This window comes from Kribbella sp. DT2 (assembly GCF_049844575.1).
GTDB lineage: Bacteria > Actinomycetota > Actinomycetes > Propionibacteriales > Kribbellaceae > Kribbella.
This window is the reverse complement of sequence record NZ_JBNCLH010000001.1, coordinates 175,293-200,580: the sequence shown is the minus strand read 5'-3', so window position 1 is coordinate 200,580 and position 25,288 is coordinate 175,293. Positions and strand designations below refer to the sequence as shown.

At 69.5% G+C, this 25,288-nt stretch carries 8 protein-coding genes; 5 read left to right on the top strand and 3 right to left on the bottom strand.

What is annotated here, in order from left to right; all coding sequences use genetic code 11:
* Positions 1–83 precede the first annotated feature (83 nt).
* From ACLQ2O_RS00890 to ACLQ2O_RS00880, 3 genes are read left to right on the top strand one after another with little or no spacing between them, the layout of a single operon-like run.
* Positions 84–629: a sigma-70 family RNA polymerase sigma factor gene (locus tag ACLQ2O_RS00890; RefSeq protein WP_425826077.1), complete on the top strand. Its 546-nt coding sequence runs from the start codon at positions 84–86 to the stop codon at positions 627–629.
* A complete protein-coding gene (locus ACLQ2O_RS00885) occupies positions 626–1,720 on the top strand; it encodes a hypothetical protein (protein WP_425826075.1) in 1,095 nt (364 codons plus the stop codon). Before ACLQ2O_RS00890 ends, ACLQ2O_RS00885 begins: the two co-directional genes overlap by 4 nt.
* Entirely contained in the window at positions 1,711–6,204 is a 4,494-nt protein-coding gene (locus tag ACLQ2O_RS00880; RefSeq protein WP_425826073.1) for an FtsK/SpoIIIE domain-containing protein, read from the top strand. Before ACLQ2O_RS00885 ends, ACLQ2O_RS00880 begins: the two co-directional genes overlap by 10 nt.
* An 87-nt stretch (positions 6,205–6,291) precedes the next feature.
* On the opposite strand, the gene ACLQ2O_RS00875 is transcribed toward ACLQ2O_RS00880, so the two are convergent.
* The 3 genes from ACLQ2O_RS00875 to ACLQ2O_RS00865 all read right to left on the bottom strand — a co-directional run bounded on the left by ACLQ2O_RS00875 (position 6,292) and on the right by ACLQ2O_RS00865 (position 7,993).
* A complete protein-coding gene (locus ACLQ2O_RS00875) occupies positions 6,292–6,600 on the bottom strand; it encodes a hypothetical protein (RefSeq protein WP_145805289.1) in 309 nt (102 codons plus the stop codon).
* A gap of 89 nt (positions 6,601–6,689) precedes the next feature.
* Entirely contained in the window at positions 6,690–6,992 is a 303-nt protein-coding gene (locus ACLQ2O_RS00870) for a hypothetical protein (RefSeq protein WP_184801435.1), read from the bottom strand.
* 38 nt (positions 6,993–7,030) lie between these two features.
* The gene (locus ACLQ2O_RS00865; RefSeq protein ID WP_425826070.1) at positions 7,031–7,993 is read right to left on the bottom strand and encodes a hypothetical protein; all 963 of its coding nucleotides are present in this window, start codon (positions 7,991–7,993) and stop codon (positions 7,031–7,033) included.
* A gap of 149 nt (positions 7,994–8,142) precedes the next feature.
* Here ACLQ2O_RS00865 and ACLQ2O_RS00860 point away from each other — a divergent pair, with 149 nt between their 5' ends.
* Both ACLQ2O_RS00860 and ACLQ2O_RS00855 read left to right on the top strand, forming a co-directional pair.
* Positions 8,143–22,746, top strand: a complete 14,604-nt coding sequence (locus tag ACLQ2O_RS00860; RefSeq protein ID WP_425826068.1) for an actin cross-linking domain-containing toxin — start codon at positions 8,143–8,145, stop codon at positions 22,744–22,746.
* Complete coding sequence (locus ACLQ2O_RS00855; RefSeq protein ID WP_425826066.1) at positions 22,743–25,274, top strand: right-handed parallel beta-helix repeat-containing protein; 2,532 nt, start codon at positions 22,743–22,745, stop codon at positions 25,272–25,274. The genes ACLQ2O_RS00860 and ACLQ2O_RS00855 overlap by 4 nt, the downstream gene beginning before the upstream one ends.
* Positions 25,275–25,288 lie beyond the last annotated feature (14 nt).

The window sequence follows — 25,288 nt, the reverse complement described above, 5'->3', positions numbered from 1 at the left end:
ACCGGAAGCGATTGCGCCGGTTGTCTTCAAGAGTTAAATTGAAGCCGAATTTCGGGTCTCTGCCTCTCGTTCCGCCCCAACCTGTGAGGTCCGTCATCAACGACATCAGCCCTGGCCGGATGCAGGCGATCGAGCTCTGCCTGGCCGAGCGCGACAGTCTGCGCCGCTACGTGAAGAGTCTGGTCGGCTGGGACGCGTTCGCTGTCGAGGACGTGGTCCAGGAGACGTTGCTGCGCGCCTGGCAGCAGGCCGAGACGCTGGACTGGGAGACCCGCCCGATCCGGATGTGGCTGTTCCGCGTCGCCCGCAACCTGGTCGTCGACCTGCACCGCCGGGAGCGCCGTACGGTCCCCAGCGGGCTGTGCCAGGCCGACTTCGAGACGACCATCAGCGCGCCGGACCCGGCCGAGGAGGTCGCCGGGCGGCACGTGCTGGTCGACGCCCTGAGACGTTTGTCACCCGCGCACCGCGAGGTGGTGATCCGGGTGCATCTGTGCGGCCAACCCGGCGAAGATGTTGCCATGGCTCTCGACGTTCCGCTCGGCACCGTGAAGTCGCGGACCCACACGGCGGTCCGCGCGCTGCGGGCCGACCTGCTGCGTCGCGGGTGGGGCGAGGCCGCTGCATGAGTGCACTGGGAGGTGGCGGCAACACGCACCAGGTCGTCGGCTACATCGGCTTGGCGTTGCTGTTCCTCGTCCTGCTCAACCTGCTGGTCCGCAAACTCGGCGGCTGGCGCCGGCTGGGCCGCGGCATCAAGCGGGAAACCAGCCGGACGGTGCATGCGTTCACCGACCCGATCCGCGACCGGGTCCGGTACCGGCGCCGCCTGCGTCTCCTGGCCGGCGTACTACGGAACCACGCGGCCTGGGCCCAGGCCGAACAGGCGATGAGCTACGCGGCGGCGATCGATCCCGGGTCGGCGCCGTACGCGCTGGCGCTGACCAAGCGGCGGATCGGCGTCCTGGTCGCCGGGCCCGCGGCGGAGCGGCCGTTGCCCGAGCCCTGGGCAAGAGACTCCGACGATCCGCGGCTGTGGTGGATCCAGCGCGGTGAGCTCTCCGACTACACCCCGCCGTCCGGCCACCGGCCGCCGCAGGCCCCCTTGCTGGTCTGCCTCGGTACCGGCGCCGATGGTGGCAGCGTCATCATGATCGACCTCTTGGCCGGGCCGTCCTCGCTGTCGGTGTACGGCGTGCCGCGGCTGGCCAAGGGCATCGTCCAGGCGCTGGCCGCGCAGCTTGACGTCCGGCTCCCGGCCGGTGCCGTGGAGGTTGCCGAGGGCATCCATGATCAGCACGACGGGATGCGGCTGGAGGAAGCCGTCCGGCGGATCGGCGCCTGGTTCGTGATCGGTGCCGGGCCCCTGGACCGGCCGGTCCCGTCCGGGGTCCGGCTGGTCAGCCTCGGCGTGGCACGGGGCAGCTCCCGGCTGATCGAGGCGACCGAGGAGCAGACCCTGCGACTGCACGGTGGAGCGACCTGGCTGCAGGTCGACCCGTTGCCGTTGGCAAAGGCCGTGGCACGATCGGTACGACGGATGCCGCCGCACGAGTTCGAGACCCGCGGACCGGTCCGGCCGGCGGCGCCCGTCGACGACCTGGACGACCTGGAGGTGCCGGTCGGCGTGGCCGGGGTCTCGGTCCTGAACCCTTCGCCCGGACGCCCGAACGGCCGGCCCAGTGACGCATCGAGGGGGAAGGCGACATCGTGGAGCTGAATCTCACCACGGTCGAGCAGCAGGGAGCCCGACGGACCGACCGGGTGCTGAAACTCCCGAAGGGCCTCTCGGTCGGAGCGCTCGCCGAAGGCCTCGGGCAGCCCGGTCAGCAGTTGTTCGTCGGTGGCCGCAAGCTCAATCCCGCGGCTCCGCTGGCCGGGTCCGGAGTTCGTGACGGTGGAGTTCTGGGCATCGGTGCCCCGGCCGAGACGCCGAACCTGCTGCAACGCCCGGCCGGTCCCGCGCCGGTCACCGTCGAGCTGCACGCGGTGTCGGGCCCGGACTCCGGCCGGATCTGGCGGATCGGCCCCGGCAGCCACGAGATCGGTTCGGACCCGCTCTGCGCGATCCAGCTGACCGGTTCCGGCGTGCCGCCGCGTGGCCTGTGGGTCACCGTCGGCCCGGCCGGTGAGACGTACTGGCACCAGACCGAGCCGATGCGCGGCAAGGTGATGAGCCGGCTGATCGGCCCGCCCGACGACGACGCCGCGACCAGCGCGATCCGGGTCAAGGACGTGGAGAACCCGACCGAGGAAGAGATCTCGCCGGCGGTCGATCCGGGGGAGAGCCCGGTCGGCCAGATCAACCACTGGCTGCCGGAAGAGGATCTCGCGGTCGGATCGGTGCTCTTGCGGTGCAGCGGCGAGCTGGAGCCGGTCGCAGCGGTCCGCTTCTCCGACGACGGCTTCGGGCTCGACTACAACCGGCCACCCCGGATCGCCCCGCACCTGGACGACGAGAAGCTGCGGCTGCCGAACGCACCGAACCCGCCGATGAAGCGTCCGTTCCCCTGGCCGATCGTGATCGCGCCGGTGGTGCTCGGCATGGTGATGGTCTGGCTGCTCAACTCCTACTTCTTCCTCGTCTTCACGATGCTCAGCCCGATGATGATGGCGATGAACTACTTCAGCGGCCGGAAGAACAACCGGGCCGAGCACCTCGAGGCGATCCGCCGGTACAACGCGCGGAAGGCGGCGCTGGAGGAGGAGATCAGCGTCGCGGTCGCCCGCGAACGGCTGGTGCGCAACGTGACCGCGCCCGATCCGGTGCGGATCGCCCAGCTGGCCACGATGCCGGGCAGCCGGCTGTGGGAACGACGCCGGCCCGATGCCGACTACCTGCTGCTCCGGCTGGGAACGGCCGACCAGGCCTCGCTGAAGGAGCTCGACGACCAGAGCCGGGAGGAGAACCACCGGACGATCCGGTGGACCATCCCGGACGCGCCGGTCGCCCTTCCGCTGCGAGGGCACGGCGTGGTCGGGATCGCCGGGCGGGACCTGGAGTCCCGATCGCTGAGCCGCTGGATGGTGATCCAGGCCGCGGTGCTGCACTCGCCGCGGATGCTGCGGATCGTCGTACTGGCCGAGCCGGACCGGGCCGAGGACTGGAACTGGGTTCGCTGGCTGCCGCACCTGCGGCCCGAAGGCGGCCCGGCGTCGGTGCTGATCGCCAACGACGACGCGACGACGACGGCACGGGTGACCGAACTGATCTCCCAGGTCCAGGGGCGGCAGCGCCGGATCGAGGCCGCGGGCCGGAACGAGCCGCTGAGAGACCCCGAGATCGTCGTGATCGCGGACGGCGCGCGCCGGCTGCGCGACGTACCGGGGTTCATCCAGGTCCTCACCGACGGGCCCTCGGTCGGGGTCTACAGCATCTGCCTGGACCGCGACGAGCGCCTGCTGCCCGAGGAGTGCGGCGCGGTGCTGGCCACCGGTCTGCAGACGCTGACCGTGAAACTTCCCGGGATGCCGGACCTGAAGAACGTCCGGATCGACCTGGTCACCTCACAGTGGTGCGAACAGATCGCCCGCGCGCTCGCGCCGGTGCGCGACGTCAGCCCCGACCACGACGCCGGCCTGCCGAAGAGCGTCAAGCTGCTCGAGGAGCTGGAGCTGGAGCCGCCGACCGCGGAGACCCTGCTGGGCCGCTGGCAGCGCCGCCCGGCCAGTACGTCGTTCGTTCTCGGCGCCGACTTCGACGGCCGGTTCGTGGTGGACCTGGTGCACGACGGTCCGCACGGCCTGATCGCCGGAACGACGGGGTCCGGCAAGTCCGAGCTGCTGCAGACCATGGTCGCCTCGCTCGCGACCGTGAACCGGCCCGACGAGCTGACCTTCGTCCTGGTCGACTACAAGGGCGGTAGCGCGTTCAAGGAGTGCGCCGGACTGCCGCACACGCTCGGCATGGTCACCGACCTCGACACGCACCTGGTCGAGCGGGTGCTGGAGTCGCTCGACGCCGAGCTGCGCCGCCGGGAACGGATCCTCGCCGACGCCGACGCCAAGGACCTGCCCGACTACCAGGCCAAGCGGCTGGTGAACCCGGACCTCGGACGGCTGCCACGGCTGGTGATCGTCATCGACGAGTTCGCCGCGATGGTGCGCGAGATCCCGGAGTTCGTGCCGGGCCTGATCGGCATCGGCCAGCGCGGCCGGTCGCTCGGGATCCACCTGATCCTGGCGACCCAGCGACCCGGTGGAGTGGTCAGCGGTGACATGCGGGCGAACACCAACCTGCGGATCGCGTTGCGGGTGACCGACGCCGCCGAGAGCATGGACATCGTCGACGTCAACGAGGCGGCCTCGATCAACCCGTCGATCCCCGGCCGGGCCGTGATCAGGCGCGGGCCCCGGCTGGCGGACCTGTTCCAGACCGCGTGGGTCGGTGCCGAACGCGATGTCGAGGACGACCTGATCGAGCAGGGTCCGGCCGAACCGTCGAACGTGCACGTCACCGATCTCGACTGGGAGTCGCTCGGCAAGCCGGTCGCCGTGGACGACGCGCCGGTCGTCGAGAACGAGACCCCGGCCACGCTCGCGGTCACCGACCTGATGGTTCTGGTCGAGGCGATTCGCGAAGCGACCGACCAGCTGGAGGACTTCGACGTCCAGCCACAACCGTGGCGGCCGGCGCTGAAGCCGCAGATGCTGCTGTCGGAGCTTCCGGAGACGAGTCACCAGAGCCTGTTCGCGCCGTACGCGCTGGAGGACCTGCCCGCGCTGCAGCAGCAGCGGGTGGCCGGGGTCGACTTCGAGACCTTCGGGCACCTGTACGTGATCGGGGCCCCGCGCACCGGGCGGACCCAGATGCTGCGCACGCTGGCCGGATCCGCGGCGAAGAACATCAGTGTCGCCGACCTGCACATCTACGGCATCGACGCCGCCGGCGGTGGTCTGGCCGTGCTGGAGGCGCTGCCGCACTGCGGCGCCGTGGCGTCCCGGCACGACATGGAACGGATGGGCCGGGTCCTGCGCCGGCTGAACCAGGAGATCACCCAGCGGCAGGAGCTGGCCGGAAAGCACAATGCCACCGGGCTGACCGAGCTGCGCAAGGTCCTGCCGAAGGCGGAACGCCCGGCCCACATCCTGGTCCTGATCGACGGCTGGGACGCGCTGTCGGCGACCCTCGAGGACCACGACCAAGGACAGATCCTGCAGGACGTCATCCGGTTGCTGCGCGAAGGCGCCGGCGTCGGCGTCCACGTCGTCGTGACCTCGGAACGATCCCTGCTGGGTGGGCGGCTGGCGTCCCACAACGACCACAAACTTCTGCTCCGGCAGGCCGAACGGACCGACTACCAAGCAGCCGGACTTCGGCTGAACAAGGTGCCGGCCGTCATCGGCCCCGGTCGCGGCTGGCACGTCCTGACCGGCAGCGAGACCCAGATCGTGGTGCTGGCCGAAGGCGGCGGCGCCGCGCAGGTCGAGGCGATCCGGGAGATCGCGATCGAGGCCCGCAAACGGGACTCGAAGGTGCCGGCCGATCGCCGGCCGTTCCCGGTCACCGAGCTGCCGACAGCGGTGGAGTTCTCCGCGGCGTTCGACCTCGTCCCGGCCGAGTACCGGCGGCCGCTGTGGGGCCTGATCGGCGTCGGCGGCGACGACGCCGGACCGCTCGGGGTCGACCTGGCCGGTGTCGCCTCGTCGTTCGCCGTTCTCGGGCCCCCTGGATCGGGGCGGAGCAACACGCTGTCCTGCTTGGCCGTCTCGCTGCTGGCCGGCGGGACGTCGCTGATCCTGATCACCCCGCGGGACACCCAGCTGCGGACGCTCGAGCGCCATCCCCAGGTGGTGCTGATGAGCAGCGGTGACCCCGGCGAGGACCAGTTGCGCGCGACCCTCGACCAGATCGCCGGTCCCAAGGTCGTGATGATCGACGACGCCGACCTGCTGATGTCGGCGGCCGCGGACCGGGTCCTGAAGGAGATCATCGTCTCCGGCCGGGACAACGGTGTCGGACTCGTCTTCGGCGCGTCCACCGACGGCTTCCAGTCCGGGATGGGCGGCTGGCCGACCGCGGCCCGCCGGGCCCGCCGCGGCGTGGTGACCGAACCGCACTCCTTCGGCGACGGCGACCTGATCGGCGTCCGGCTCAACCACAACATCACCCGGGCCGCGCCCAAGCTCGGCCGGGCCTGGACCACCGGTCCCGGTTCCGTTCCGATCGCCGTCCAGCTGCCGCTCACCACGTTGCGGGTCTGACCGCAGACCGGTTGCGCAAGGCACAGCAAAGAGCCCCGGACCTGTCCGGGGCTCTTTGCTGTGCTGGTGGTCCTGGGTGAAGCCGTCCTACTTCGTCTGGTTCAGGCTGTCGGTGATGCCCTGGTCGAACTCCTCGGCGTTCTTCTTGATGCCGTTGAACATGTCGGAGAAGTCGTTGATGCCCTTGACCGCGGCCTGCAGGCTGGAGTCGAAGTTGTTGTAGGTGGAGCGGATGACCTCGCTCGACTGCTTGAAGACCATGCCGTCCTCGACCAGCGTGTTCACCCGGTCCCGCAGCGTGCCGATCAGCGGCACGATCTGCTCGTGGGCGTTCTTCATCAGGTTGGTGACGTCGACGATCTTGCCGTAGTCGAGGTTGATGCCGTCTTGCGCCATGGCGGGTTGCTCACTTCCTGGTAGGGCTGTGGACACTGCGGATGGGTCGAACGTCGTCCTGGGTCATGGGCCAGGCCGTGGTCGGTGGTTCAGCCGGGCAGAGCGGCCTTGATCTTGTCGTCGAAGTCCTTCGCGCCGGCCTCGATGTCGTTGAACATCGTGGCGAAGGACTTGATCCCCTCGGCCGCCTGCTGCAGCGAGGTGTCGAGGGAGGCGTAGAGGTTGCGGATGGTCTCGCTGGACACCTTGAAGACCAGGCCGTCCTCGACCAGGAGGTTCACCCGGTTCCGCAGGTTGATCAGCTGCGGAACCATCTGGGCGTTCGCGTCGCTCAGCAGGCCGCTGACCTCCTCGATCTTGCCGTACTCGAGGTTGATGCCGTCCAGTGCCACAGCGATTCACTCACTTCCTGCGGGGGTCCGCGGGTCGGTCAGAGCTTGCTTCCGGTCCAGGCGGGATAGTCGTCGGGGTTGGTGACGTCGCCGTTGTTGTCGTCGTCGCCGCCTTCGGAGTCGTCCGGCCCGTTCTCCTCGATGCTCTCCGGCGTCTCCTTCCACTCCTGGCTGGTGCCGCGCCAGTCGTCCGGTCCGCGGGTGTACTCGCGGACGACGCCGTCGGAGTCCGTCACCGTCTGGGTCCCGCTGCCGTCGCCCTTGACCGTGCTGTCGGTGACGTCCTTGTTGCCGTCGGCATCGGTGCTGGTCGACACGCTGTGCGAGCCACCGTCCGCGTCGATCTTGGTGTCGTTGTGCACCGTGCTGCCGTCGGGGTACGTGCTGTCGGTCACCATCGTGTTGCCACCGTCGCTGTACGACGTGACCGAGGTGTAGGTCTTGCCGTCGTAGGTGACGGTGGTCTCCTCCTTGGTCACGTTGCCTTCGTCGTCCACGGTCAGGTGGGTGTTGACGTTGCCCCGGTCGGTGACGATCGACTGGTCCAGTGGCGGCGCGTCGCCGGGGTCCTCGGCGCTGCAGAAGCTCGGCGCGTGGTCGAGCACCCAGTTCTCTTCGAGGCAGTCGTCCGGGTTCTCCTGGAGGTGGTCCCAGTCGGCCTTCTCCCGGTAGTAGTTCGACAGCGCCAGGTTGCTGTTGGTGCTCTGCATGCCCTGGGCGATCTCGGCGTCGAACTGCAGGAAGGCCTCACCGACCGAGCCGAACGAGTCACTGAGCGCGTTCAGGCCCTTCTTGGCCTTGCCCATCGTGCCTGAGGCGTTGCCGTGCAAGGTGGAGACTGCCGAGGACATTTCGCTGCTCCCCAGCTCGTCGCTCGCACCGCCCTCGCCGAGGTTCATGAAGACGTCGTCGTCCATCGACGGGATCAGGTTCTCGGCAAGATCCTTCAGGTCCTTCTTGGCGTCGTTGAGCAGGTTGTAGTCCATCTTGATGTCGGCCATGGTGCCTCCCGCTGTCCAGCCGGTTCCACCCAGACCACGCGGCGAGGGCCACCGCGGTTCAGAGAAGTTTTCTGGCGTCCGGACTGAACCATGGAGCGCCCTCCCACGTGGACTCTCGGAAGGACCGCTTCAACCGGAGGAGGGTTCGGATGCCACGCCCTGGCGACTGGGACGCGATCGGTCTCGGCAGTGACCCCACGCCGGGGGACCCCGAGAAGATCAAGGGGCTGGCCGACGGATTCAAGAAGATGGGCGGCAAGGCGCGCGAGATCATCAACGCGATCGACGCCGTGATGAACAAGAACGACGACAGCGTCTTCAAGGGCAAGACCGCCGAGGCGCTCCGCGGCAAGGTGGACGACAAGCTGCGCAATCACGTGGAAGACGTCGCGTCGTCGTTCGAGACCGCCGCGCAGGCGTTGCGCGACTGGCGGGACGTCGTGATCGAGCAGCAGGGCAAGGCCGACGCCGCCCTGGCGTCCGGGCGGGGGCTGTCCGAGGACGATCCGGACCGCGACACCTACAAGGAGACCGCCAAGTCGGCCGGTGAGTACCAGTCCGACCAGGCCTCGACGTACGCCGGGAAGATCAACAGCGCCGCCGACATCGACCTGCCGATCTCGGAGTGCGAGGCGTTCTGGGAAGCGTTCAAGTGGCTGGCGATCATCCTGATCATCCCGGCGCTGATCTTCGGCGGCGTGATCGCGCTGATCGCGATCGGGGTGAACCTGGCGCTGTTCATCAAGACCATCGTCGACGTCGCCAGGGGTGACGCCAGTTTCCTGGACCTGTTCCTGGCCGGTCTGGGCCTGATCGCGCCGACCACCAAGGCGCTGCCGATCTTCAGCATCATCAAGGGAGTCGGGGCCGGCATCAGCGCCGGAGTGAAGGGCATCACCCAGGGCATCAAGAACATCTTCAACGGAACGATGAGTTTCAAGGGGCTGTTCACCGGCCTCAAAGGCCTGACCGCGCTCGGCACCTTGTCGATCAGCGAGATCGGTCTGATCGTGGTCAAGAACATCAGGACCTTCTCGGTCAGCACGGTGAACTTCACCAAGGCGCACTTCGGTGGCATGCAGTGGACCCGGATGTTCCTGCCGGTCGCCGGCGACGAGATCCGCGCGTTCAAGAACCTGGGGTTCGGCAACTTCGAGTCCTTCACGAAGGCGCTGAAGGTCGGTGTCTTCGACCGCGGTGTGCTCAACAAGAACGTCATCGGGCTCCCGCAGATCCCCAAGCCGGGCGCTGTCATCCCGACCGAGTCAGGCGGTGGCACGAGCGGCGCCTGGGCCGACTTCAAGTCGTACATGATGAAGCCGCCGGAGATGGTCCCGGTCAACTCGGGGAGCTTCACGACCGGTGCCTGGGACAACTTCAAGTCGTTCGTGATGAAGGCACCGTCGATCGTCCCGATCAACTTCAAGGGCCTGGGCGAGTCCATCAGCTCCGGCTTCCAGGGCAAGAACATCGCGACCGACCTGCACGACCTGATCCCGATCAAGGCGGGGGACTTCGGCCGGCCGGCGCCGACCGTCACCACCCCGGCCGGGCTGGAGATCCCGGCCGATGCGGGCAAGCTGGTGCCGGTCCCGCCGCCCACCACGGTGCTCCCACCGGGACACGTCGGTACGCCGGCCATTCCGGCGACCACGCTGGGCGACGTGTCGATCCCGCAGACCAACATCGCGGTCCGGCCGATCGACATCTCCACGACGACGCCCCCGTCGACGCACGTCAACAACGTTGCCCTGGGCAACCTCGGCAACGCCAACCTCCCGGCCACCCACGTCAACAACATCGCCCTGGGCAATCTCGGGAACACCAACATCCCGGCGACCCACGTCAACAACGTTGCACTGGGCAACCTCGGCAACACCAACCTCCCGGCCACCCACGTCAACAACGTTGCACTGGGCAACACCGGGGTCGCCAACATCCCCACCCCGCACGTCGGGACGCCGGAGGTCGGCGGCACGCACCTCAGCGGCACCAACGTGCACCCGCCGGCGGTCAACACCAACATCAGCGCACTGCACGTCACCACCCCGTCCGGCTCGAACGGCCTGGCCGACCTGACCGGGGCCCAGCTCCGGAGCACCCCGCCGGCCATCTCGCCGCACTTTGCCAGCCAGATCTTCGACGGCGCCTCGAACGGTTTCCACGCCGGCCAGTTCCGGTCGATCGCCCACGAGATCTTCAACAACCCGGGCGGCGCGACCTTCAGCGGCACGCACTCGGTCAGCGGGACCCACTCGGTGGCAGCGCCGGGCGGCCTCGACCGGATCAACGCCGCGCTCGATCTGGTGCACAACCCCAACGTCGCCTCGCAGGGCGTCAACCCGCCGCCGGTGAACACCCTGAAGGCCGGCGGCGACGTCACGGTCACCCCGAACCTGGCCGGCGCCGATCTCAAGACCCCGCCTCCGGCCGGCGTCAAGGTCGACAACCCGGGTCTGGCCGGCACCCAGAACACGAACATTCCGTCGGTGAACGTCCAGCAGGTCGCTGTTCCGCAGCGGGCCGTCGACCTCACCGTCCAGCCGGGTGCCCTGCACACCACCGGCCAGGGGCCGGTCACCCCGCCGGCCACGAACCTTCCGGACGGCGTCGGGAACCACGCGCTGACCAACCCCGGTGGCAAGGCGGACCTGCCGGGCAACCTGACCATGAAGCAGGACCTGCAGGGCAACCCGGGCGGCAAACTGGACCTCCCCGGCACCCTGGGCGGTAAGCAGGACCTGCCGGTCAACCCCAACGCAAAGCTGGACCTGCCGGGCAACGCCGGTTCCAACCAGCACACCCCGACGATCCTGGTCGGCGACAAACCGCTCCCGGCCTCCGCGACCCCGGTCGAGAACCTCGGCCAGGTCGGCAGCGCGACCCACACCCCGATGCCGACCCAGAGCCTGGACACCAACCTGGTGCCGGTGGCGCCGCGGGCCACCGACCTGGCGCGCGACCCGGGGTACCCGCTGGGTGGCCGGTACGCCGCCAGCTCGGACATCGGCACGAACACGATCGCCAGCCGGTCCGAGATCGCCCTGGACGGTATCCCGGACCGCAGCAACGTCATCCTCAAGGTCGAGCGCACCCAGGGCGGGGTCAGCACCTACCACCTGTACGGGGGCGGCGCGAGCGGCCGGATGGAGGTGCTGCCCACCGGCAGCATCCGGTTCACCGACACCGCGACCGGGAACACCGTCCGCTTCGACAGCGCCGGCGTCAAGATCGACGAAGGCGTGCGGCTGACCAAGGCCGACGGCCTGCTGCGGATGGACGACCAGGTCGTGCTCCCGGGCCAGGCCGGTGAGTTCCGGGTGACCACGGCCGGCGGTGACGCCGTACCGAGCGCTCCGACGGTGCGGCAGCTCAGCACCGGTGAGTTCCAGGTGGTCGACAGCAAGGGCATCAAGTCGGTCTACAGCCCGCAGGGCAAGTTCGAGGGGCACGCGATCGGTGCGAGCTGGGACACCGACTTCGCGGCCAAGGCAGCGGTGTTCCGCGCGCCCGGTGACACCGACGCGATGGTCGGCGCCAAGATGGACGACTTCGGTCACGTGCTGCGCGCGCAGGCACACTTCGACGACGCGGCCGGCAACGTCGCGACGCACGGGCACCGGATCGACGGCCCGTCGTCCGGTCCGTCGGTCGGCGATCAGGTCCACATCGACCTGCGCGCCGCGCAGGCCGACCTGGACCTGGCCAAGGCCGAGTTCGCCGGCAAGCACGGGCTGGACGCCGACAGCCTCAAACAGCAGCTGGACGACGTGGTTCTGGAGTCGCTCAAGGAGCGGCCACGCCTGCTCGGTGGTCGCGGCGGCCCCGTCGACCTGCCCGGCGGCGGTGGGATCACGTTCGAGCTGAACGGCGGCCGGGTCACCTTCAGCGGTCCGGCCTCGGACACGTTCACCAGTGTGGTGACGCCGAAGACGGTGACCGTCACCGACGCGGCGACCGGGCACACCTGGACGTTCAGCCGCGGCTTCGGCGGCCGGGTGAACCACATCGGCGAGTCGTTCCCGCTGAACGGCGGACTGTTCGACGGCCGGCCGATCAGCCTCGAGGGCCGGATGGGCTCGTTCGACCAGGCGATCGTGCGGGACCTGGACGGTCACCCGCTGCCGGTCAAGCTCACCGACGACGGCTTCACCGTCCCGTCGGCGCAGGGTCCGGCGCTCTACACCAAGTCCGGTGAGTTCCAGGGGCTCGGCCCGTCGGTGGGCCGGGACCTGCCCGTCGCCGTACCGCCGCCGCACCTGACCGGCGACGCGCTGAACCGGTGGAACGCGCAGGTCGACCTGTCCCGGACCCACCTCAACACGACCGACCCTGCGGTCAAGGACCTGATCAAGTCGGTGGCGGGTGGGTCCTTCACCGGCAAGCGGGGCTTCGACGGCTACGTGAACCCGACCGCGCTGGCCGACGGGACGCTGCTCGGCAAGGTGCAGCACTTCCACAACGTCACCGAGGACCTGCTCACCAAAGGGCCGGTCGACAAGATCACCGTGTACCGCGGCGTGACGATGGATCCGGGCAGCGCGGGCGCCACCCGGTTCACCGAGCGGCTGCCGATCTCGACCTCCTCGACGATGTCGTTCCAGGGCGAGTGGGCCAAGGGCAGCGCGCTGAGCAACCGGGTGGTCTTCGAGATCGACGTACCGCCTGGTCACGGGAAGCTGGCGATGTCGTACCCGGAGGGGTACAAGGCGCTGGACATCGAGGTCAAGCCGGTGCACGGCGACCAGTTCGAGGTGACGCTGGCCCCGACCACCCTGGTCCGGACCGGTCCGGACAAGGAGGTCGTGGTCGGCGGCGTGACGCTCAAGGTGGTACCGGTCAAGGCCGAGCCGATCCCACCGGCGCAGTACGGCGACCTGATCAACGCCAGGTGGTCCGGACTGCCCTCGGAGGCCGCGTTCGACGACTTCGTGAAGTCGTTCGACGTCGACCAGCTCAAACAGTTCGAGGGCATGGGCGACATCAGCGCGACCTCGGTCCGCAGCACCGACGGCCTGACCAGTACGACGACCGTCAGCAAGGCGGGTTTCGACGGGGACGACCTGACCATCACGGTGACGCGCGACCCGAAGGCCGACTCGGTCCGGGTCACCATCGCCGCGGACGGGCTGAACAAGTTCGACCAGACCTGGAGCAGGACCGACTTCCGCAACCTGGCCACGGACCTGCGCGGCCACGTGTTGCACAACAACGAGACGTTCATGAACTTCCCGAAGCCGGGCCAGTGGCAGGTGGAGACGGCGGACGACGTACTGCTCGATCCGCTGAAGGAGCAGCCGCGTCCGCCGGTGCCGTTGGCCCAGTCGGTCGAGAAGGTGCTGGAAGGCGACCTGGCGGCCGTGGCCGGGAAGTTCGACCAGCAGTGGGCCGACGATCTGGCGGCCCAGGTCAACGTGTTCCGCAAGACCGGTGAGACCGACGCGGTGGCCGCGGCCCGGATGGACGACTTCATCCCGGTCAAGCAGGCCCAGGCGAAGTTCGATGCCGCGCTCGACAACTTCGCGACCCACGGTCACCGCATCGACGGCTCGTCGTCGGCTCCGTCGGTCGGGGAGAAGGTGCAGGCCGATCTGCGGGCCGCCGAGATCGACCTCGAGACCAAGAAGGCCGAGTTCACCGGCAACCACGGGATGGATGCCGACGACCTCCTGCAGAAGCTGGACGACGTGATCGCGGACTCGCTGAAGGAGCGGCCGCGACTGCTCGGTGGCATGGACGGCCGGATGACCGGGCCGCCCCCTCCGCCTCCGCCGCCGGTGCGGAGCGTCGCCCCGCCACCTCCGCCTCCGCCCGCCGCGGCGGCCAGTCACGGCTCCGGGTCCGGCGTCGCGGCGATCGATCTGCCGCCGCAGGTTCCGGCGCCGAGGTTCCAGAAGGACTTCAGCAGCTCTTCCTTCGGGCACGAGAGCGAGCTGCGGGGGCTCACCGTCGCGATGCCGGAAGGTACCGACCGGGTGTTCGCGTTCGTCAAGCGGGTCGACACCGACCAGCCGTTGATCATGGTCACCAAGGACATGAGCACCGGCAGCTACCACAACCCGTCGGGCCTGTCGCACGTCGGCGGCACCTGGAAGACCCACACGGTGGAACTGGTCAGCTACCCGGGCCGGGTGGCGGACGAGGCCGGCACCAAGCTCGGCGACGACGCGGCCGACTTCCTGCTCGACGTGTTCAACGGCCGGATCAGTGCCGCGAACCACCGGCCGATGGAGCCGGTGGTGAGCCTCGACGGCCGGTTCGAGCTGCACGTCACGAACAACAAGCACGTGCTGGCCGGCGGCAACGGGGTGGGGCTGGAGCACGTCGGCCCACCGGTCCAGATGCCGTCGACCGGGCAGCAGATCACCGTCGGGGTGAAGGCGTCGGACTTCGGCCGCGGCGGGAGCCTGGAGCTCGAGCAGTTGCTGGCCAAGGCCGACTGGTACAAGGCCGAGTTCCGCACCGACAGCGCGCTGGTGGCGCTCAAGGGACTCGACGACCCCGGGGCCGTCGAGGGCGCGTACACCTACCTGAAGTCGATCATGACCTTCACCGCCAAGCAGGTGGACCAGCACGGCATCCCGATCGGTGACTTCCCGGGCAGGTCGCCGTACGCCGGCCTGACCGACCCGGCGGTGAAGAACGGCTGGGACGTGCTGCCACGCACCCAGCCGAAGGTCGTCCTCGAAGGACTGTCGGAGGGTGACCGGCTGGCGACGCTGAAGCTGCTCCGGGACCTGCCGTCGCCTGGTGACCAGGGCATCTGGAAAGAGGTCAGGGCGTACATCCTCGGCGGCGGCGAGGTGGCCGGGCACGGGATCAACGACGCCGTCATCGGCGGGGAGCGGGCGCTGCTGTTCGAGTTCCGGGAGGTTCCGGACGGGCTGAAGCACCTGGTGCCGAACCAGAAGGTCACCACCGTCACGGTGACCGACCCCCTGGCGAGCCTCGGGGCGGGGCGGGGCGCGGCGATCAGGGAGATCAACACCTTCCTGCAGGCCGACGACAACCTCAACTCCTTCGCCGGCTGGTTCAAGGACAAGTTCCCGGACAAGGCGGCGAACTGGGACGCCGGCAAGATCGCGAAGCTCTCCACGGCGACGAACAAGGCCGACTGGCTGAGCACGACGAACCCGGCCAAGTGGGACGAGATCACCAGTGGCCAGGCGCCGCGGCCACTGGACGTGACGACGCCGCCGCCGGCCGGCGACCTCAAGGGCAAGGGCCCCGCGGCCCGGCTGATCACCCAGTCGTTCGACGAGGCCTGGGCGAACGACGCGGCGGCCAAGCTCGACGTGTTCCGCCGGACCGGCGAGACCGACGCGATCGCCACCGCCCGGATGGACGACTTCCGGGAGGTGTCCGCGGCACAGACCAAGGTCGACGCCGCCGTCAAGGAGCTGGACGCGGGCGGGCACCGGATCGACGGCTCGTCGTCCGGCCCGGCGGTCGGCGACGACCTGCGGACGAGCCTGCAGACCGCGCGGAACGAGTTGCACACGGCAACGATGACGTTCGAGACCAAGCACGGGCTGAGGGTTGACGACCTCCGCAGTCAGCTGGACGACCTGGTGATGGATTCGCTCAAGGACCGACCACGACTGCTCGGTGCCGGAGGCAACGAGTTCCTCGTTCCCGGTGGCGGCGCGACCTTCAGCTTCGACGGCTCGCACGCGAACTTCATGGGGCCGCGCGCCGCCGACTACACCGGCGAGCTGACCGGCAACACCCTGAAGGTCTCCAGCGACGATGGTCTGCGGACGATGACGTTCCAGCTGAACCGGCGGACCGGAGCGCCGATGCTGACCGTCGACGACCTGGTCCTGACCGGCGGCGTTGCCAACGGGCAGCGGCTGGTCGTGGACATCGAGGCCGGACTGCCGCTGAACAAGGTGATCCCCGACGGTCAGGGCGGTCGCCTGCCCATCACGTTCTCCGGAGCCACCGGGGAGTTCCGGGTGCCGTCGACGCAGGGGCCGCAGTTCTACGACCGGGCCGGCCACTTCCTGCGGGTCGAGCCCGGTGTCGCCGGTCCGCGGCCGGACCTCAACCTGCCGGCCCGTCTGGACGGGGACCTCGAGGGCCAGGCGCGGTGGACGGCGCAGGTCGACATCTCGCGGACCCACATGGCCGCGATGGACGAGCTCGGCGACGTCCGCGGCATGATGGACAAGATCCGTGAGGGCGCTTTCACCAGCAAACGGTTCTACAGCGGCTTCGTCGATCCCAACGTGCTGAGGGGGGCCGGCGCCGACCAGCTGATCGAGGCCGTGGACGACTTCAACCGGGTGGCTGACGACCTGCTCGGGCAGGGGCCGATCGGCAGTACGACGGTCTACCGCGGGGTCTCGATGGACCCGGTCGCAGCGCGGGCGGACGAGTTCGTCGAGCGGTTGCCGATCTCCACCTCGAGCGGTTGGGACTTCCAGCCGCAGTGGGCGAAGGGTGCCGACCCGGGCAAGCGGGTCGTGTTCCAGATCGACGTACCGCCGACGCACGGCAAGATCGCGCTGTCGTACCCGGACGGCTACCCGGTGGGACCCGGCGAGCTTCGCGCTCTGAACCAGGAGCAGCTGGAGGTGACGCTGGCGCCGACGGTGCTGAAGCGGACCGGGGATCCCTTCCCGCAGGGCGATCTGACCGTCATCCCGGTCCGGGCCGAGCAGATCCCGGCCGAGCAGCTCGACGAGCTGATCACCCAGCGCTGGGACGGCCTGACGGCGACGGAGGCGTTCGACGACTTCGCGAAGGCCCTCGACGAGTCACACCTGCGCAAGTTCCCGAACATGGCCGACGTCAACGTGACGCCCGCGCTGAACTCCCACGGTCTGGTGAACACGATCACCGTCAGCAAGCCGGGGTTCGCGGGCAACGACCTGACCATCACGGTGACCCGCACCGGCGACTCGGTGACGGTGACATCGGTTTCGGACGGTGTCCAGAAGTTCAACCGGACCTGGAGCGGCGACGAGTTCGGCCCGATCGCCACCGATCTCAAGGCGGGGTCGCTGCACGACAGCGACGTCTTCGCGACGATGTCGCGGCCGGCCGACTGGAACAGGACGCCGTTCAACGCCCAGTGGGAGCAGGACCTGGCGGCGCGGGCCGGCGTGTTCCGTCAGCCCGGAGACACCGATGCGATGGTCAGCACCCGCATGGAGGACTTCTTCCGGGTCCAGCAGACCCGGGCCAACCTGGAGCAGGCCCAGCTGAACGTCGACCTGCACGGCGGCCGGCTCGACGGTTCGTCGTCGGCGCCGGCGATCGGTCAGCAGGCGCGGATGGATCTGGACGCGGCGCAGGCCGACCTCGACATCTCCACGCGCGGGTTCAAGCGCAAGCACGACGTCGAGGTCGACGACCTGACCGACCGGCTGGGCAAGCTGCCGAAGCGGGGCAAGCTCGACGGCGCCGGTCGCGCCTTCGAGGTCCCTGGCGGTGGAGTCTCGTTCCAGCTCGACAACGCGACCGTGCACTTCACCGGCAGCCGGGCCGACTCGTTCACCGGCGCGGTGGACGGCCGGACGGTCACGGTCGACGAGATCGGTGCCTCGGGCAACGTTGTCCGAAGCTGGACCTTCGAGATGGGGATCGGCCGGCCGAACCTGGTCGGCCAGACCTTCGGGCTGGTCGACGGTCCGCTGGCCGGCGACGTCCGGATTTCCGTGCGGGGCGACCAGATCACAGCGGTCGACGTTCCGCGCGGGAGCGCGATCGAGGTCCAGCACACCGGTGACAGCCTGAAGCTGACCAAGCTCTCGCCCGACGGCAGCACGGTGGTCCACACCTGGGACCACAAGCCGATGCCCGGCGGCGGTCTTGGTCTGACCGGTGAGTCGCTGCAGCTGACCGGCAACGCGTTCGGCGGCCAGTGGTTGAAGCTGACCGGCGACGGTCTCGGCGGGAACACCGCCACGGGACTGGTCGACGACGTCGCGGGATTCCGCTGGCCGGTCAGGGCCGACGCCGACACGATCACGATCGCCTCACCGGCCGGCGCGCTGAAGTACGACCGCTCGACCGGCGTCTTCCGGGAGCTGGACCAGGGCGTCACCGGCGCCAGGCCGGCCCCGGTCGCCACGCATCTGACGGACTCGCCGTCCGCCGAGCGCTGGACCAACGCGGTCAACCTGTCCCGGACGCACCTGGACGCCGTCGCGGCCGACGACTCGATCCGGGCCGTGCTGGACGACCTGGTCGACGGCGCTTTCAGCTCCCACCGCCGGTTCGACGGGTACGTCGAGCCGCAGGGTGGAGTGGATGTGAACCACCTGGTGGCCAAGGTCGACGAGTTCGTGCAGGCCACGGCCGACCTGTCCTTCCGCGGCCCGAACTCCAGGGTCACGGTGTACCGCGGGGCAACCTTGGACGCGCAGCTAGCGAAGACCGACGAGTTCGTCGAGCGGTTGCCCGCCCCGACGACGCACGGGCTCGACGGCCGGCGTCCCCTGCCCGGAAACGCTGTCGAGACCAACCGGGTCGTGTTCGAGATCGACGTACCGGCCGAGCACGGCAAGTTCGCGTCGAAGTACCCGGACGGTTACCAGCGCGGTGCCGACGACGCGCCGGCGGTGAACGAGGGGCAGTTCGACCTGACGCTGCCGCCGACCACGCTGATCCGGACCGGGGACAACCGGATCGAGGACGGCCTGACGATCATCCCGGTCCGGGCCGAGCAGTTGCCTCCGGCCCGGTACGGCGACCTGATCCGCGAGCCGGGACCGGTGTCGCCGCCGGCGACGGCGTACGACGACCTGGCGCGAGCCTTCGACCAGCAGTCGATCGGCAACTGGGAGGGCTTCAAGCACACCACGGTCCGGACCGGGACCAGTGCCGACGGCAACGTCACGACGCTGACCGTGAGCCGGCCCGGCTCCGCCGATCACCTGACCGTGACGATCGCGCACGACCCGATCGGCGGATCGGTCTCGGTCAAGTTCCACGACGGTGTCCAGGAGATCTCCAAGGCCTGGGACAGCACCGGGCTCGGTGACATCGGCGCCAAGCTGCGCGGCTCGGTCCTGCACACCAGCGACGAGTTCGCGACGTTGCCGCGGCCCGCCTCGTGGCCGCAGGACACGCTCGACGTCCGGCTCCAGCCCGGCGGCGTCGAGGTCAGGATCGAGAACAACGGTCTCACCACGACCCACGAGCTGCGCAACGCGAACCCCGGCACCAAGCTGGAGTCCCTGCCCGACGGTCACTTCCGGATCGTCGACGACACCACCGGCTACCACCTGTACGACGTCAACGGCGTGCCCGTGGGCCAAGGGCATCCCGTCGGGCTGCCGGGACAGAACGGGTACCTCGAGATCGTCGGGCAGACCGCCCAGCGCCTCGACGGCAACTTCCAGCCGATGATCGGGCGCACGGTCACCTTCGACGGTGCGACCGGCGAGTTCACCGTGCTCCGGACCGGCGGGCACGACGTGTTCGACCTACGCGGCACCGTGGTCCGGGAGATCACCGATCTCGATCCGCTCGGCGCCGGTCCGGCCGGGACGAAGATCACCCGGAACTCCGACGGCACGGTCACCTGGACCGACGCGACCGGTACGCCGGTCCCGACGCCGCACCGGATCACGATCGACGCCCAGGGCGGCATCAAGCTCGAGATCCAGGCACCCGGCAGTCCCCGCAGCGGCGAGTACCACCAGTACTCCCGGACCGGCGAACTCACCGAGCAGGGCTTCCCGGTCGTCGACAAGGGCCGGTCGACGCCGTACACGTACGTCGTCGACCGGGTGGCCGGCACCTGGACCCGGACCGGCGGCGAGACGGTGGACGCGAGTACCGGTGGCTTCCTGCACGGCAAGCTCGACGTCACCGGGGCCGGCAACGGCAACCTCAAGCTGCTCAGCTCGACCGCCGCCGAGGTCCAGGTGTTCGAACGTCGCTGGCTGCCGGGCGGCACCGTCCTGGACAGCTTCCGCAAGACCGACACCCTCGGTTTCGGGGCGTTCGACCGGCGGACCACCTGGGTGACGTACGACGGAGCAGGTGGCATCGCGAACTGGGGCAAGCGCGAGTTCGACACCGGCGGCTTCTCGTGGCGCGACGTCGACCACAACGGCCGGGCCGTGCGCCACTTCGAGCAGGGACTGCAGAAGTACGACAACCCGATCGCCGAGCAGATCACGCCGATGGGCAAGGCCGAGAAGGAGATTCCCGGCCACGTGCTGGCCACCCGCGGTGCCGACGGCAACTGGACCTGGAATCGGTACGACGCCGACGGCGGCCTGGTCGCGTCCGGCCCGCGGGCCTGGGAGAAGGTCGGCGACGGCTTCACCGACCGGGTCCGGATCGGCACCACGGACGAGATCGCGCAGCAGAAGTGGGGCACCTGGAACAGCGTCGACACCGCGCGCCGGTACCAGGAGTTCAAGCTCGAGATCGACGGGGGCGTGGTGACCCGGTCCGGCGAGTTCGACGTCCACGGGACCGGTGACAAGCCGATCGGCGGCGGCAAGAAGCTGGACAACGGCGACATCGTCGCGGCCGGCCGGGTCGGTGAGCAGCGGCCGCCGGTGTGGTTCCGCGAACTGGTGCAGGACAACAACCGGACCTTCGACGGCTTCACCTCGCACATCGCCAAGGACCCGCAGTACCAGATCCACCGCTGGGAGACCTCCGGTGCCGGGGGCAACCACCGCGGCGTCCGGTACCAGGCCGGCGACGAGTCGATCGTCGACGTGGACATGGCCGGCAACTTCGTCCGGTACGAGGGCAAGCTGCACGACGGCAGCAAGCTCAAGGTCGGCGACCAGGTCGAGCCGCCGGAGACCGCACTGCCGAACCTCGGCGACCGGACGGCGAAGGCCTGGGACAACGAGACCTCGCGCGGCTGGCGGGTGTTCGACAACGAGAACAACACCTGGGAGGACTTCGTCCAGCTCCCCGGGCCGAGCCGTCCCGGCCAAGGCCCGGACTGGGTGATCGTGCGCAAGAGCGAGCCGGGCGGTCAGGTCCGCGAGTTCCCGGAGGCGGGCAACACCAACGTCTGGATCCAGCGGGACCCGCACGGCAACCTGGTCGGCGAGCAGCACCTGGCGCCCGGCGTACGGGGGAACCAGCCGCAGCGCTACATCCGGTCCAGCGGTCCGGCCGACTCGTCGTCGTGGACCTGGCGTGAGCTGGACGTCAACGGCGTGGAGACCGGGCGCGGCGGAGACCGGTTCCACTTCAAGGGATCGCGCGAGGAGTCGATCAGCTGGGACAACTCGTTCCGCGACTTCGATGCCGCGGGCAACTTGATCCGCGACCGGCACCTGCTCGACGAGGGCCGGTACGTCGAGTCGTGGAAGTCGGCCAACAACAACTGGCACAGTGCCGAGTTCGACAAGTTCGGGCAGCGGGTCGACAGCGCGATGACGTTCGACCGGCGCTGGGGCACCGGCGACGGGACCTGGTCGCCGCGCTGGAGCCAGAACGCCAAGTACCACGTGGACTTCCAGCCCGGTACGCCGCAGCTGACCCGCCAGGTGCGCTTCGAGACCCCGCAGCACATCGGTGACGGGCGGCCCGTCCGCGTCCGCGAGTACGAGGTGGACGCGGCCACGAAGGTCAGCGATCGGGCGCAGTGGAAGGAGTTCGACTTCGACAAGATCGTCCGCGAGCGGGTCAAGTCCGGCGACAACTTCCTGGAGACCGACAAGATCCACGGCCAGTGGAAGCTGTGGGACGACACGGGCGGCGTAGTCGGCGAGCGGTCCCAGAACGGTCTGGTCTTCGAGCTGCGCGACGGCCGGCTGCGGCTGACCGGCAACGAGTACGACTTCCGCGGCGCGCTGACCGAGTTCCGCGGCTGGAACTCGCGGATCGGCGACGCGCAGCGGCAGCCGTGGCTGATGCACTCGGACCTGACCTTCGACCCGAAGGCGTACCGGCCCGGTGGCAGCGCGGCGCGGGCGGAGGCCAACTACGCGTCGTTCTCACGGATGCTGATCCAGAAGACGGTGCTGAACGCGTCGGTCGACTTCGTCCTCGAGTACACCGCCAGCGTGATCATCCTGGCGATCATCGCCGAGGCGCAGAACAAGCCGTTCACCGGCACCGACGCGCTCAAGGCGCTGATGAACGCCGCCGTCGGGACGACGCTGCGCACGGTGGCCGGGACCGCGCTGACCGAGACCAAGCTGGGTGGGTCGTTCCGCGACCTGAAGACCTCGATGGGCAACCTGGACAGCGGCAAGCTCGGCACCAACCGGCCGACCAACAACACCGCCACCTGGGGCAAGGAGTGGGCCGGTGACAGTGGAGTCACCAAGTGGCGCGGCGGCACCTTCGACTACAGCCTGGGCATGATGCTGCTGCCGCTGACGGCCTTCGTGACCGGCACCATGAACGCGGCGATCTTCGGCGTCACCGGACCGGACGGCAAGCCGGTCAAGCTGTCCGGCTGGCAGGCGGTGGCCGAGGGCGGGATGTCGATGGCGACCGGCTACGCGGTGGCCAACAGCCTCGGCATGCTGCGCACGATCGGCATGGGCTTCGGCGCCGGCCGGTACTTCCAGAGGGGCGGGGTCGCCGACCTGGCCGCCGGGTTCGGGCTCAAGTTCTTCGAGAAGGGGCTGTCGATCGCGTTCCTCGGCCCGGCGCTGCGCGCGTCGATGAATCCGCCGTGGTCGCAGCCGCCGGCGCTGCCGCCGGGTGTTACCGTGCCACCGCCGGAGACGACCAACTCAGGTCTGGTGCTGCCGCCCGGCGTGCAGCCGCCGCCGGTTCCTGACACCGGTGAACAGGGAGCGCAGTGACGACCAGGTACGTGACGCCGAAAGGCGGGCGGGGAGCCTTCCGGCGGATCTCCGACGCGGTCCGCGCTGCCAGTCAGGGCGACGTCGTCCTGGTCGCCGCCGGCCGGTACGAGGAGCAGGTGGTCCTGGACCGCTCGGTGATGGTGATGTCCGAGCAGGGCCAGGGCAGCGTCGAGCTGAGCGGCGTCCGGGGAAGTGGTGAACCGGCCGTCCTGGTCGACGGACTCGAGTGCGGGCTGCGCGGTCTCGTCGTCCGCGCCGCCGACGACAGCGGTACGCCGGTGATCGGGGTCTCCAACGGAGCCGGCGTACTGATCGAGGACTGTCTGGTCACCGGCGGACGGATCCATGCCCGCGGCAACGACGCCGGCAGTCAGGGCGCCGATCTGACCGGGTACGGCGTGACCTCGGTGCTGGTCCGGCGGTCCACGCTGAGCAGCGGCCGGCTGGCCGCGATGCACCTGTCCGGCCGGGTCCGGGTCCAGGTCGAGGACTGCACGATCGAGAAGATCGACGGCATCGGTGTCGTCCTGTCCGGTGCGGCGCACCTGGAGGCGAGCCGGCTCCGGATGACCGGTACGGCGGGCTACGGGTTCCGCCTGCGCGGTGCGGCGCGGGTGACGATCACCGACTCCGTGCTGCGCCGGACCGGGATGGCCGGCGTACTGCTGGAGGACGGTTCGACCGGGTCGCTGACCGAGGTGACGATCGACAAGTCGGGCGGGGGCGCCGTCCACGTCTCCGGGTCGGCCAAGGTCGAGCTGACCGACTGCCGGCTGCGGGACACGCAGGCCAGCGGGCTCGTGGTCCAGGACCAGGCCGAGCTCACCGCGAAGGGGTGCACCGTCGCCGACTCCGGCGCGAACGGTCTGCTGATCTCCGACGCGGCCGAGGCGAAGCTGACCGACACGCGGTTCGACCGTTCGGCGTTCAGCGCCCTGCACCTCAGCGACACGGCGACCGTGCGGCTGGAGGACTGCCTGATCCGCGGCGGCGCCGAGCACGGGGTCCACGCGACCGGCGCGTCGCGGGTCGAGCTGGAAGGGTGCGGCATCACCGACGTCGGTCTGACCGCGCTCTCGGTCGTCGACGACGCCGTCGTCCGGGCCGAGGACTGCCGGATCTCGGGCGGATCGGTCGGTGTCCACCTCGAGTCGAGCGCAGCGACCAGCCTGGAGCTCTGCTCGGTGGCCGGCACCAGCGGTACCGGGATCGAGCTGGCCGGCTCCGGGTTCGTCCGGCTGGACGCGGTCCGGGTCAGCCGGACGAAGGCGGCCGGCATCGTCGCCGGGACCGGGTCGTCGACGGAGATCAGCGGCGGCACGATCGAGAAGTGCGACGGGTCCGGGCTGGTGGTCTGGTCCGGCGTCGCGCCGACGATCACCGGGCTGCGGGTGGCCGAGGTGGCCAAGAACGGGATCTACTTCGCCGAGAAGGCGGCCGGGACGTTCACCGACTGCGACGTGGTCGGTACGAAGTACCCGGCGCTGCACCTGAGCACGGGCAGCGCGCCGACCTTGCGGCACCTCCGGATCCGGGACTGCGCCGGAGCGGCCGGTCAGGACGACGGTGCCAACCCGGTGTTCGACGACTGCACGATCGACGGCGTACCGATGAATCCGCCGGCCGCGAAGGGCGGAGCCGGTACGGCGGCCGCGGCCGCGAACGGGACCGAACCGGTGACCGCGATGCTCGACGAGAGCATGCCGCCGGACGACGAGACCCTCGAGGACGTGCTCGCCGAGCTGGAGGAGCAGGTCGGGCTCGACCGGGTGAAGCGCGACGTCCAGTCGATGGTGAAGCTGATGCAGACGGTCCGGATGCGGCAGGAGGCCGGGCTGCCCGCTCCGCCGCTCAGCCGGCACCTGGTCTTCGCGGGCAACCCCGGTACCGGCAAGACGACCGTCGCCCGGGTGTACGGGCGAGTGCTGAAGGCGCTCGGTCTGCTCCGCAAGGGCCACCTGATCGAGGTCGACCGGACCGCGCTGGTCGGCGAGTACGTCGGGCACACCGGTCCGAAGACGACCGCCGCGATCAACCAGGCCCTCGGTGGCGTGCTGTTCATCGACGAGGCCTACTCGCTGGCCCCGGTCGGGATCGGCAACGACTTCGGGACCGAGGCGATCGCGACGCTGGTCAAGATGATGGAGGACCACCGCGAGGACCTGGTGGTGATCGTGGCCGGCTACGTCAACGACATGGGCCGGTTCATCGGCTCGAACCCCGGCCTGTCGTCGCGGTTCACCCGGACGATGCTGTTCGACGACTACACCTCCGACGAGCTGGTGCGGATCTTCGAGTACCACGCGGGCGAGCACCAGTACCAGCTCAGCGGGGACGCCCGGGCCGCGCTGACGCACCTGTTCGAGGTGATGCCGCGCGACGAGGGCTTCGGCAACGGACGGACCGCGCGGCAGATGTTCCAGCAGATGACCGAGCGGCAGGCCCACCGGCTGTCCGAGCTCACCGCGCCGACCGCCGAGCAGCTCAGTTCGTTGGAAGCCGCTGATCTTCCGGAGGGTTTTTAACGGTCGTTCGTGAG